This window comes from Intrasporangium chromatireducens Q5-1, assembly GCF_000576575.1.
Lineage (GTDB): Bacteria > Actinomycetota > Actinomycetes > Actinomycetales > Dermatophilaceae > Intrasporangium_A > Intrasporangium_A chromatireducens.
Genome location: NZ_AWQS01000123.1, coordinates 1 through 11573, shown reverse-complemented (window position 1 = coordinate 11573; position 11573 = coordinate 1). Strand labels below are relative to the sequence as shown.

Genomic DNA, 11573 nt, shown 5'->3' with positions numbered 1-11573 from the left:
TGCCCGGTTAACTTCGAAGAGCCGGATACGGCTCCCGACCGGAAAATCGGGGCTACGCGATTCCACCACCCGACCAGCTAACGGGCCCGTAATGACCGAGCATAACGGTATCGCAGTTGTGAATTGACTGACGCGGTTGTTCATCGCATTTCGTACGGTGGGTGCACAATGAACAACCGAGGCACGGACAAGAATTTCGTCCTTCTGCAGGTTCGATGGAGCCCACGCTTCGTCTCGTTTGAAGTGAGATAGTCCCAGCTGGCCATGAGGATGCTCGCGTAGCAGCCATTGCCGATTCTGATGGTCCATGATTCCTCGATTCTCAGGAGTATGTGTTGTCCGCCAAGCTCGGCGCACCAGCAGTTCTTCTTGTGGACCTAGGTCCGTGACCCTTGCCCTTGCAGAGGTGCTGATCAGAGCGACGAAATGACCGCCTGCCCATGCGCCTCTTACGCTCCACCGGGAAGGCGCAAGGAGCCGCTGAACTGACCTGACCCTGCCCTCTCGTGCGGTCGGCCTTCAAAGCACCAGGCCCTCGCGGTTCGGGTGAGCTCAGTCCAAGCTATGGGGGCCTGAGCCGACAGTTCAGGTCGTCGCAGTCGATCCGCGCGACGATGGCCGGTCCACGAAGATGTCATAGTCGAACCCATCGAGGGCGCCATACCGTGCCAGGTCCACTCCAGCGCCACGAAGTAGGTCCGCGTCGATGAGGCTCTGTCCAGTTGGGGGCATGGGCGAGCTCAACAGGGCCACAGCCGCGTCGGCCATTATTTCCGGCGAGCGAGCGCGCCGCATTGAACTTTCGCCGCCGAGTAGGTTCTCGACGGCAGCGGTTCTGATGAGCGATTCTGGCCACAGAGTGTTCGCCGTGACACCCCGTTGTGAGTACTCCGCCGCAATCCCGAGAGTCATCAGTGTCATCCCGTACTTCGCGACCATGTAGGCCGGATGAGCCCCCAACCAATGCGGTTTGAGGTTAAGCGGCGGGGAGAGGCTCAGGATCTGGCCCGCCCCGGTCTTGCGCAGATATGGCAGTGCGGCTCTGCTTAGTAGGAACGTGCCGCGGACCTGAATCTGCTGCATTAGGTCAAAGCGTTTGATGGCGATGTCCTCGGTGCCGTCGAGATTGAGGGCACTCGCGTTATTGACACATATGTCGATACCTCCGAACGCACTTATCGTCGCCGCCACGGCACGGTCGACGTCCGCCTCGTCGCGAACGTCTCCGACCACCGCCAAGCCTTGCCCACCTGCTTCTTGGATGGCCGCGACGGCGGTGTGGACCGTGCCGGGAAGACGAGGATCGGCCCGGTCTGTCTTGGCCAAGATCGCTACGTTTGCTCCTTGTCGGGCAGCTGCAACGGCGATTGCGAGACCGATCCCGCGGCTCCCACCTGACATGATGATGGTCTTACCACTGAGCGTGCTGGTACTCACTGCTTCTCCTTCCATCCATGGCGAAACTTAGCGTTGTGCTAGATTGTCGAGAGATTGTGGAGCGCAGATCACGCCGGGCAGATGCAGACTTGGAGGCACCGTGGCAAGAGACGAGACCGAGCAGCGGCTCGAGACCGCCGCACTCACTCTGCTGCGCCACGAAGGTGTTTTGGCCGGCCTCAACCTTCGAGCCGCCGCTGATGCCGCCGGGGTGAACCGCGGGAACGTCTATCACTACTTCGGCAGCCGCCGTCAACTCCTGCAGTCCGCACTTCGACGCCGACTTAGCATGAACGTCCGTACCGTGTCCCGACAGGTACACCCCACCCTCAAGCAACAGTTCTCGTGGATGTTCACCTACCTCATCCGGCAACGGGAGGCAATCGACATGACGGCACTCCTGGTCCTGGACGGAGATAAGGACGTCCTGGTCATGCAGTTCCGGGACGAGATTCTTGAAGCCCTGGCTCGATTGCAGGAATCGGGGGAGATCGCCCCAGATATCGACTTGTCCGTCTTGCATGTCTACATCACGTCGCTGGCGCGCGGCTACGTCCTTCACCGGGAGCACTTGGCCCGTGAGGTAGGGCGCAAGGTCGGCGATCTCGACAAGCAGCTCATGGCCCTTGCGGTACGCATGCTCCCCGCTCTGCAGTAGCCGCCCCTTAATGGCACCAGCGCTCATCCTGCCGCCGCACCTTCCTCAAGAGCGGCAACATCGGACATGAGTACGACGGTGCGCCCCTCGACCTTACCGTTCCGCAGCTCCGCGTACGCCTGCTCAACCAGAGCCGGGGCAACGGCCGATACCTGCGGCTCCACCCTCCCGGCTCTGACGAGTTCGATGATGCCAGCGAGGTCGGAGATGCTGCCCCACCGAGTCACTGTGGCTGTCAGTCCGCTGGGCACTGTGGCGAATCCCATGCTCAGGTCGGCCCCACCAAGACCCACAAGCGCCACGCGCGCCCGTCGACCGGCCACCGCGAGGATGAGGTCGCGGGTGCCCGGTAGACAGACGAAGTCGAGGACTGCCGAGGCGCCCTCGCCGCCCGTCAACTCGTGCACGAGTCGTGCTGCCTCGTCAGCGTCAGACGTCGCATAGTGGGCTCCCGAGTCCTGCGCGCGCTCGACGACGTGCCGGTTGGTGTCGACTGCCACGATGGTGGTTCGACTCAGGGCGCGGAGGACCTGTGAGGCCAGGTGGCCCAACCCGCCGAGCCCGATGACCACGGCGACGGACTCGTCATCCAGCGCAGCTATGACCTGCTTCACGGCATGGTGTGCGGTGGCGCCTGCATCTGTCAGGGGGGCGGCAACGTGGGGTGCGAGATTGTCAGCTCGTACTAGGTGCCGTACGTCAGGGACCAAGAGATACTCGGCGAGGGCGCCGTCGACGCCTCCACCCGGGGGGCGGATAAGGTTCTTTCCCGACGAGTAGAGAGTGCCGCTGCGGACGCAGTAGTTCTCTTCTCCTGCCCGGCAGGCTCGGCAGTCTCCACAACCCCACGGTCCGAAGACCGCCACGGGTGCTCCGTGCCATGCGGGGTCAACGCCCTCGCCGACTCGCGCGACGGTGCCGGCGCACTCGTGGCCGAGAGTCATGGGCAGCGACAGGTGCATGCGGTCCGGGGGGAGGTCCATGATTGTGAGGTCGCTGTGGCATAGTCCCGCAGCTGTCACTCGCACGAGTGCGTGTCCGGGGCCGACGGGCGGCACGGGCACCCTTCGCCACTGAGGCACCCCCTGAGGCTCGCCCAGTTGGTAGGCCCACATCAATCGTGGTTGGCGGTCTGGGCTCACGTCAGTTGCCCAGACTTCGAGACAGGCTCGATGCCACCTCTCGCCGCAGAATCTTCCCTGCCGGGCTCTTGGGCAGGCTCGGCAGGCAGCTGACATGCCGTGGTCGCTTGGAGGACGGAAGTCGGTCCCGGCAGTAAGCGATGAGGTCATCGCTCGAGACGTCGGCGCCGGCGGCGAGGGCCACCGCGGCGTGGACCAACTGGCCCCAGCGCTCGTCTGGGAGTCCATACACCGCGGCCTCGAGAACGGCCGGATGGGACATGAGTACGTCCTCGACCTCCCGCGGGTACACGTTGTAGCCGCCGCTGATGATTAGGTCGTTCTTCCGGTCGAGCAGGTAGAGATACCCGTGGTCGTCGAAGCGGCCGATGTCTCCGGTGTGGAGCCACCCGTCACGCAGCGTCTCTGCTGTGGCGTCGGGCCGCTGGTGGTAGCCGGGAGTGACGATGTCGCCCCGAACGACCACTTCGCCCTCCTGCCCTGCCTGGACTTGCTGGCCGGCCTCGTTGTGCACCTGCACGTCGACGAACGTGTAGGGGCGGCCCGCGCAGCCGACCCGGTCGTGGTCTTCGGGCCGGAGCAAGGTGATCGTCATGGGCGCCTCGCTTTGACCGTAAGTTTGGGTCAGCACGGGGCCGAAGAGGCCAATCGCCTTCTGCGCGACGCTCGGCGCGATGGGGGAGGCGCCATAGCATAGGCGGCGCAGCGACGGCGTCATGCCCGCCTCGGCCCTCGGATGGTCCACGAGCATCGAGATCATCGTGGGAACCAGGAACATGCATGTGGGGTTGACATCGCCGATGAACTGGACGAGCCGGTCAGCGTCGAAGGACTCCATGATGATGTTGCACCCACCCCGCACGAGGTGGGGCAGGAAGAACGAGCCGGTCGCGTGTGTCATGGGTGCGGCGTGCAACATCCGATCGCCTGGCTGGAGGCCAGGCAGCAGGTCGATCAGATAGTTGCGAAGCAGCGCCATCTCGATCCCGTGGGTCAGCAGCACGCCTTTGGGCCGGCCAGTCGTTCCCCCCGTATAGCCGATCCGGTAGAGCTCGTCGGCTCGCCAACGGTGGTCCCCAGGCTCGGCGCTAGCGGAGCTAGCGAACTCATGCAAATCGGCGCAGGTGACCACTCGCGTTGTGGTCTCGAACCCGGGCAGGTCCGTGATCAGGACCTGGGCGCCGGAGTCGCCGAGCTTGTAGCGGTGGTCACCCTCAGTGTCCTTGATGTTCAGTGGTACCCGCACGAGACCCGACTTCGCCAAGGCGTAGTAGACCAACACCACGTCGACGCCATTGGGCAGCAGAACGCCGACCCGGTCGCCCCGCTCCAGGCCTTGCGCCAGCAGCCCGTTGCCGATGCGCTCGGTCTGCTCGTCGAACTCCAGGAACGACATAACCGTCGTCGAAGTGCGTAGAGCGGGCGCATCGCCAAACTCCAGCGCCGCCCTCCTGATCAGCTCAGCAACGTCCATCTCGAGCCTTCCTCTCCGTAGTGCACTGCGAGCGTGATCTCAGTCGCGGAACCGGTCGACGAGTCGCCACGCCGCCGGCAGGACGGCGGTGGCCAGGGCGATCTTGATCAGGTCGCCCAAGACGAATGGCAGCGCACCCAAGGCCAACGTGTCGACTACCGAGGTGCCGAGTGACGCGCCGAGCCACAGCAGTCCGACGGCGTAGATGACGAGGTTCCCCATGACCATGGCCAACCCGCTCGTGCTGAGTCGCCGATCCCAGCCGCGCTCGGCCAACGTGCCCACCAGCACAGCGGCCAGAACCATACCGACGAGATACCCGCCACTGGGGGACAGCAAGTGAGCCACGCCGCTGCCGGCGGCCGCGAAGAACGGCGCCCCGGCAATGCCAGCCACCAAGTAGGTCAACAGCACGGCGGCGCCGCGCACGGTGCCGTAGACACCACCGACGAGCAGGACCGCGAAGGTTTGACCGGTGACCGGCACGGGGGTGAACGGCAAAGGCAGGACGAGTTGGGCACTGAGACCAATGAAGGCGACGCCAGCGGCGAGCAAACTTGCCTCGGCCAGGATGCCGCGGCGTCGTACAGCACTAGGAACCAAAGCTAGCGTGGTCATTACTGACTCCTTCGAGAGTGCATGGTCCGGTTGGGCGGAGGAATGGACAGGATCAGTGAGCGACGAGTTCGAAGATCGTGGCGTTGGCCATGCCGCCGCCCTCGCACATCGTCTGCAGCCCGTATCGATGCCCTTCGCGCACCATCTCGTGCACGAGCGTGGTGGCGATCCGCGCGCCGGATCCGCCCAGCGGATGCCCGAGCGCGATAGCCCCTCCGCGTGGGTTGACCCGGGCCAGGTCCGCGCCCGTCTCCTTCAACCAGGCGCCGACAACGGAGGCGAAGGCCTCGTTCACCTCAAACACACCGATGTCGTTGATGCTGAGGGCCGCGCGTCGCAGAACCTTCTCGGTGGCCGGGATCGGCCCAGTGAGCTTGATGTCAGGGTGAACCCCCGCCAGGGCCACGGCATGCACCCTGACGAGGGGCGTCAAGCCGAGCTGGCGTGCCCGATCGGGCGTGGTGAGCAGCAGTGCAGCGGCGCCGTCCGAGATCTGGGAGGAGTTGCCGGCCGTGATGACGCCGTCGTCCTTGAAGGCGGGACGCAATCGCGCGAGGGCCTCGCGGGTAGTAGATGGCCGGATCCCTTGGTCCTGCTGCACGCGGCCGCGGTCGGTGTCGACGGGCACGGTCTCCGGTTGGAATGTGCCGTCGCGGGTGGCGGCCCAGGCCAACTCGTGAGAGCGCACCGACAGCTCGTCCAGCCACGCCCGTGACAGGTTCCACCGTTCCGCGATCATTTCGGCGGAGATGCCCTGGTTCACGTAGGCGAAGCGTTCACGGAAGCCGGGACTCCAGGGTCCTTCTCCACCGGCCAGGTGGGTCCGCATCGGTACCCGAGACATAGACTCCACGCCGCCCACGACGACGACGTCGTAGTGGCCCGCTGCGACGCTTGCCGCCCCGAAGTGCAGGGCTTGTTGCGAGGAGCCACACTGGCGGTCGATCGTGACGCCCGGGACCTCGACCGGGTATCCGGCCGACAAGGCTGCCGTGCGGGCGATGTTGGACGACTGCTCGCCGACTTGGGCCACGCAGCCCCAGATGACGTCTTCCACGGCGTCCGGGTCGATGTCTTCGCGTGCCAGGAGCTCCCGCAGTACGACTGCTGACAGGTCCGCTGGATGCGTTCCCGAAAAGACGCCTTTTGTCGGCTTTCCGACACCCACCGGGGTGCGGAGGGCGGCTGCGACTATGACCTCACGCATTGTTCTGCATCCTGGTCACGAGACTGGTGTCGTAGTCACCTAGGCAGTAGTCCGGGTCACGCAGTAGTTGCTCGAAAAAGCTCAGGTTTTGTCCCGGCCCCTCGATGGCAAAGCCCCGTAGCGCTTGTCGCATGCGAACCAGGGCCTGGGTTCGGTCGGCGCCGTGCACGATGAGCTTGCCCATCAGGGAGTCGTAGAAGGGCGGGACCTCGCAGCCGACTGCATAGCCCGAGTCCACACGCACTCCCTCCCCGCGAGGCTCATCCCAGCGTGTGATCTTTCCGGGACGCGGGATGAACAGCGGCGGTTCCTCCGCGTTGATGCGGAACTCGATCGCGTGTCCGGCGGGCGAGAGGTGGGCGAAGGTGGGATCCAAACCAGCCGCGATGCGGAGCATTTCCTCGACGAGATCCACGCCGTACACGGTCTCCGTCACCGGGTGTTCCACCTGCAGTCGGGTATTCATCTCGAGGAAGAAGAACTCCTGAGTGGATGGATCTACGAGGAACTCCATGGTGCCGGCCGATCGGTAGCCGATGGCCTTCGCGAGATCGACGGCGGCCGCGCGCATGCACTCGCGGGTGCGAGGTGACAGGCCGGGCGCAGGGGTTTCTTCGGCCAGCTTCTGGTTCCGACGCTGCACCGAGCAGTCCCTCTCCCCGAGCTCTACTACGGTGCCGTTGGCCAGTCCCAGGACCTGGACCTCGACATGCCGCACTCGCGGGAAGTAGCGCTCGAGAAGCACGTCTGGCGAGCCGAAACTGCGCTCCGCCATCCCCCGCACGCTAAGGAAGGCCCGTTTTAGTGTCGCCTCGTCGGTGGCGACCTGCATGCCCATCCCTCCACCGCCAGCTGCGGCCTTGACCATGATCGGGTACCCGATCTCCTTGGCCAACCGGAGTGCAGTCTCTTCATCGGCCACGGGGTCCGCGGACCCCGACGCGACCGGAACGCCCGCTTGTACGGCCAAGTTTCGGGCGCGGATCTTGTCGCCCATCACTTCGATGACGTTGGAGGGCGGCCCGATCCAAGTCAGGCCCGCGGCCGTCAAGGCTGTCGCCGCGGCGGCATTCTCTGAGAGAAAACCGTATCCCGGATGGACAGCATCGGCGCCACGGCCCCGAGCCACTTCAAGGATCATCCCCACGTCACGGTAGGCCGCGTCGGGGCGGCCGTCGATGAGGGCCGCCTCGTCCGCTTCCGCCACGAACGGCATATCCCGATCCGCTTCGGAATGGACGACGAGCGACGGAATCTCGAGGCGTCGTAGGGTGCGCAGTATCCGGCGCGCGATCTCTCCCCGGTTGACGACTAACACCTTGTCAAACACGCGAAGGCCTCCTGCCCATCTCGGCGCGAGCAATGACCATCTTGTGCACGTCGTCGGGTCCATCGGCGATCCGCAGGGTGCGGGCATGGGTAAAAAAGGTGGCTAGGGGTAGGTCGTCGGAGACGCCTCCGCCTCCGCACACCTGGATCGCTCGGTCTACGACTTGAACGGTCGTACGCGGGACCAACACCTTGACCATCGACACGAGGGTGCTCGCGGCGGGCAAGCCCTCCGCGTCAGCCAGTTCGGCTGCCCGGGCGACGAGGCTGCGCATCGTCTCGATGTCAATACGTGACTCGGCCACGGCGTCGCGAACGGTGTCGTAGCCATCGAGGCGGCTACCGAACGCGGTGCGTGAGCGACTGCGTTCTACCATCACCTCGAGCGCTCGTTCCGCCACCCCGACCATGCGCATGCAGTGGTGCAGCCGCGCGCCGATGAGTCGCTCCTGGGCGATGGTCAGGCCCTCTCCGGGAGGGCCCAGGATGTTCTCGATCGGCACGACGACGTCATCCAGGACAAGTTCGGCGTGATCCTCGAGGTACCCGAAGACGGTGAGCCGGCGCTCGACGCGCACGCCCGGTGTGTCCAGGGGCATAAGGACGATCGTGTGCCTGCCGTCATAGGTTTCCCCGGGGGCGCGCAGACGTCCGACTACGAGTGCGATTCGGCAGTCGGGATGTGCCGCCTGGGTGATCCACCACTTGCGTCCCGTGATCCGGAGGGAGTCGCCCTCCTGGACTATCTCGGCGGTGATGTTGCGGGCGTCCGAGCTTGCCACCGCGGGTTCAGTCATAGCGAAGCAGGAGCGAATGTCCCCGCTCTCGAGAGGACCTAGCCAGGCCCCTTGCTGCGCGGGCGTTCCGTAGCTGCGCAGCAGGTCCATGTTGCCGCTGTCGGGACCTGTGCTGTTCATCAGCAGCGGTGCGAGCCGGCTGCGTCCGGTCTCGACTGCCAGTGGGAAGAAGTCAGCGTGGCTGCGGGCCGGTCCTGCCCCACCATTCTCGTGCTGTAGTACCCACAGGCCGAGCGCGCGTGCCTCTGCACGCAGCCCCTCGAAGAGTTCTGTCTCCCGGTAGGGTTGGGCCGGGTCCGCTGATGGCTGCACCAGGGCATGCTCGTGCGGGATGACGCGCGTGTCGACGAAGGCTCGGATCTTGCCGGCGATGGAAGTCATGTCAAGCTCCTTGTCAAAGCGGTCAGTAGGCCGGCGCAACCGCGCTGAGCCAGGCGGCGGCGTTGTTTGATCGGCAGCTGGCGTGCGAGCCGCCGTCACCACTGTTCATCAGGGTTCTGACGAGCCTGCTCAGGGGAGCTGGGTAGGAGAGCTCGACGCTGCTGCGGCGCATCTCCTCGACCTCCTCGGCCGACATGGTTGCCCGCAGGATGAGTTCGTCGTCAGAGACGTTGCCGTGGGCGGCGCGCAGTTCGGTCAGGGTCGGCTGCGCGATGCGGTCACCGGTGCCGGCCCTGGCCAGCGGCTGGTCCATCACACGGTCCAGTACGTTCGCATCGATCTCGCCGACCGGCTTTCCGTAGTAGCCGCAGACGTAGCGGATTACCTCGGTCGGCACCTTGTTGTACCTCTCTCCTGTCAGGAGGTTGAGGACGGCTTGGATGCCCGCGAACTGGGACAACGGTGTTGCCATCCCGGGGTAGCCGAGCTCGCGGCGAACGACAGCGGTCTCGTCGAGGATCTCCTCGAGCCGGTCGAGCAGTCCGACTTCGGCCAGCTGGGCCTTCAGGGTGCCCATCATGCCGCCCGGAATCTGGTGCTGATACACGTCAAGGTCATACTCCGTGGGTCCGCCGAGCTCAAAGCCCTCGCGCTCGCCGACGTAGGTGAGCCAGTCCAGCACGGGCTCGAGGTGGGCCGTGTCCACGTTGTGCTCGAGCCCTAGCTGCCCAACCAGACGCATCATCGTTGTAACGCTCGGCAGCGAGCCTCTGTCGGCCATCGGCGGTACAGCCGTGTGCAGAGTGCGCACGCCGGCGCGGAGTGCTTCGACGTAGCACATGGGGGCCAGCCCGGTGGTGTTGTGAAAGTGTGCTTCGATAGGCAGCCCGCCACCTCGCTGCACCGCCGGCACTAATGTGCGCGCTCGGTCCGGGGTGAGCACTCCGGCCGTGTCCTCGAGGTAGATGGCGTCTACTGGGAGCTCGGAAATTCGCCGCGCGAGGTCGGCGTAGTAGTCGTCGGTATGCACGGGGCTATCGGTGAACATGATGGCGCCGACCACCTCGACACCGAGTGACTTCGCAAGGTGCACGATGCGGCTGAACCGCTCCTCGTGAAGCAGCACGTCGAAGACCCAGAAGCTGCGGATGCCGTTGGCCACCAAGCGCTCCGTCCACAGGTCCATGAGCGCATCCGGGGCTGGACCCATGAGGACGCCGTCGGTGCGCACCGCGGCCCGCATCGGCGTCAGCATCGCGCTAGTCACGTCCCGGGTCATTGCCCAGGGGTCCCGTTTGAGGTTCTTGGTTTGGACCTTGAACATCGCTCCGCCGGTGAAGTCGACGATGCGGTAGCCCGCTCCGTCCAGCCAGGGCAGGACCGGCATCATCTGGGCCTGGGTCATGCGCATGCCCCATAGGCTCTGCTGTCCGTCGCGGATCGTCTGGTCAACAAACTCGACGGTGTTGTTACTCATTCGCCGGCACCCTTCGGAACAATTCGGAACAGCGGTTGCCCCGCCTGGACGAGATCACCGTTTTCTGCCAGAACCTCGGCGACCGTCCCGGCTTGGTCCGCCAGGACCTCGACCATCAGTTTCATCACCTCGATGATGGCGACCTGCTGGCCGGCCACCACACTGTCGCCAGGACGCACGAACGGTTCGGCTCCGGGAGCGGGAGCCACCCAGAACGAGCCGAGAGTGCCCGCGACGATGAGGTGTTCGTCCTCGAGCGTGCCGGTATCCGACCGTGAAGGGCCGTGGTCCAGGCCTACGGGCTCTCGGGCTGGCTGGTCCGCTTCGGGCCCAGCCTCACTGATGTGCCCTGCACTCGATGCGCCCCCTGCGTCCCCACTCGCCTCGACCTTGCCGACCCCCGAAGGTGCCTGCTGTCGGACCGGGTCCACGGACTCGTTGAACTCCGCGGGCAGCGGCTCCCCGGGCCGGCGCTTGACCAGTCTGATGTCGAGACCGTCGTGGACCAGTCGGATGGCGACCCAGTCGGAATCGCGAAAGTCCCTGATCACGTTTAGCAGTTCCCGATCGGACAACATCGTTGTTCACCTCTTCAGCCTGCAGGCGAGTGCCTTAGCGTTTCGCTAAACGATAGCGGAGCGGAGGAAGCCTCACAAGGGTGAGCGCGGAGATGAGGCAGACAGCTGCCCCAACGCCCGCCGCGACCTGGTAGCCGACGCTCTCCGGGAAGGTCCCTCCCACGTTCACGAATGGGACCAGCACAGTCGAGGTGACAGCGCTGCCTAGGGCGAATCCCATGGCGCGCACCAGCTGACTGAAGGACAGCGCGCTTGACGCCTCCCGCTCTGACGCCTCGCGGGCAATCACGAGAGGCACGATGGCGAACATGACGCCGGTACCTGCTCCGCCAAGCGCCATTACAGCCAGTACAACGGGGTACGCGGGCTCGGGCGTTGCCATCAGTGCGAGCGAGAGGCCGGAGACGACGGTCCCGACCACCAGGGCCGTTGGTACCCCGCATCGTTCCACGATGCGCAGGCCCGCCCGCCCGCC

The 11573-nt window shown here is 65.2% G+C and carries 11 protein-coding genes and 2 pseudogenes; 1 reads left to right on the top strand and 12 read right to left on the bottom strand.

Annotated elements, in window-relative coordinates; translation table 11 throughout:
* Nucleotides 1–309: pseudogene (locus N864_RS26440) on the bottom strand (hypothetical protein); the annotation flags it as partial.
* Between the two features lie 276 nt (nucleotides 310–585).
* The gene (locus tag N864_RS14025; RefSeq protein WP_051518587.1) at nucleotides 586–1452 is read right to left on the bottom strand and encodes an SDR family oxidoreductase; all 867 of its coding nucleotides are present in this window, start codon (nucleotides 1450–1452) and stop codon (nucleotides 586–588) included.
* 85 nt (nucleotides 1453–1537) lie between these two features.
* Here N864_RS14025 and N864_RS23710 point away from each other — a divergent pair, with 85 nt between their 5' ends.
* Nucleotides 1538–2095: a TetR/AcrR family transcriptional regulator gene (locus N864_RS23710; RefSeq protein ID WP_051518586.1), complete on the top strand. Its 558-nt coding sequence runs from the start codon at nucleotides 1538–1540 to the stop codon at nucleotides 2093–2095.
* Nucleotides 2096–2118: 23 nt separating this feature from the next.
* Here N864_RS23710 and N864_RS26065 read toward each other — a convergent pair whose 3' ends face one another.
* The 10 genes and pseudogenes from N864_RS26065 to N864_RS13975 all read right to left on the bottom strand — a co-directional run.
* Nucleotides 2119–2709, bottom strand: coding sequence for a zinc-binding dehydrogenase (locus tag N864_RS26065; protein ID WP_051518585.1), 591 nt, complete (start codon nucleotides 2707–2709; stop codon nucleotides 2119–2121).
* A gap of 81 nt (nucleotides 2710–2790) precedes the next feature.
* A pseudogene (locus N864_RS26435) lies at nucleotides 2791–3210 on the bottom strand (alcohol dehydrogenase catalytic domain-containing protein); the annotation flags it as partial.
* A gap of 28 nt (nucleotides 3211–3238) precedes the next feature.
* Nucleotides 3239–4711, bottom strand: a complete 1473-nt coding sequence (locus N864_RS14010) for a class I adenylate-forming enzyme family protein (protein WP_034717874.1) — start codon at nucleotides 4709–4711, stop codon at nucleotides 3239–3241.
* Nucleotides 4712–4750: 39 nt separating this feature from the next.
* On the bottom strand, nucleotides 4751–5329 hold the full coding sequence (locus N864_RS14005; RefSeq protein WP_034717872.1) for a biotin transporter BioY: 579 nt from the start codon (nucleotides 5327–5329) through the stop codon (nucleotides 4751–4753).
* A gap of 52 nt (nucleotides 5330–5381) precedes the next feature.
* Nucleotides 5382–6536, bottom strand: coding sequence for a thiolase family protein (locus N864_RS14000; RefSeq protein WP_034717869.1), 1155 nt, complete (start codon nucleotides 6534–6536; stop codon nucleotides 5382–5384).
* The gene (locus tag N864_RS13995; protein WP_034717867.1) at nucleotides 6529–7866 is read right to left on the bottom strand and encodes an acetyl-CoA carboxylase biotin carboxylase subunit; all 1338 of its coding nucleotides are present in this window, start codon (nucleotides 7864–7866) and stop codon (nucleotides 6529–6531) included. The genes N864_RS14000 and N864_RS13995 overlap by 8 nt, the downstream gene beginning before the upstream one ends.
* Nucleotides 7859–9043: an acyl-CoA dehydrogenase family protein gene (locus N864_RS13990; RefSeq protein ID WP_034717864.1), complete on the bottom strand. Its 1185-nt coding sequence runs from the start codon at nucleotides 9041–9043 to the stop codon at nucleotides 7859–7861. Before N864_RS13990 ends, N864_RS13995 begins: the two co-directional genes overlap by 8 nt.
* A gap of 22 nt (nucleotides 9044–9065) precedes the next feature.
* The gene (locus tag N864_RS13985) at nucleotides 9066–10520 is read right to left on the bottom strand and encodes a hypothetical protein (RefSeq protein ID WP_051518584.1); all 1455 of its coding nucleotides are present in this window, start codon (nucleotides 10518–10520) and stop codon (nucleotides 9066–9068) included.
* Nucleotides 10517–11098 carry an acetyl-CoA carboxylase biotin carboxyl carrier protein gene (locus tag N864_RS23700; protein WP_051518583.1) on the bottom strand — a complete coding sequence of 194 codons (582 nt, stop codon included), beginning with the start codon at nucleotides 11096–11098 and terminating at the stop codon, nucleotides 10517–10519. Before N864_RS23700 ends, N864_RS13985 begins: the two co-directional genes overlap by 4 nt.
* 34 nt (nucleotides 11099–11132) lie before the next feature.
* On the bottom strand, nucleotides 11133–11573 hold a 441-nt coding region (locus N864_RS13975; protein ID WP_155892942.1), incomplete at its 5' end, for an MFS transporter.

Coding starts and splice junctions, on each gene's coding strand:
- N864_RS14025 (WP_051518587.1), bottom strand. CDS start 1,452: ATGGAAGGAGAAGCAGTGAGTACCAGCACGCTCAGTGGTAAGACCATC.
- N864_RS14010 (WP_034717874.1), bottom strand. CDS start 4,711: ATGGACGTTGCTGAGCTGATCAGGAGGGCGGCGCTGGAGTTTGGCGAT.
- N864_RS14005 (WP_034717872.1), bottom strand. CDS start 5,329: ATGACCACGCTAGCTTTGGTTCCTAGTGCTGTACGACGCCGCGGCATC.
- N864_RS14000 (WP_034717869.1), bottom strand. CDS start 6,536: ATGCGTGAGGTCATAGTCGCAGCCGCCCTCCGCACCCCGGTGGGTGTC.
- N864_RS13990 (WP_034717864.1), bottom strand. CDS start 9,043: ATGACTTCCATCGCCGGCAAGATCCGAGCCTTCGTCGACACGCGCGTC.
- N864_RS13985 (WP_051518584.1), bottom strand. CDS start 10,520: ATGAGTAACAACACCGTCGAGTTTGTTGACCAGACGATCCGCGACGGA.
- N864_RS23700 (WP_051518583.1), bottom strand. CDS start 11,098: ATGTTGTCCGATCGGGAACTGCTAAACGTGATCAGGGACTTTCGCGAT.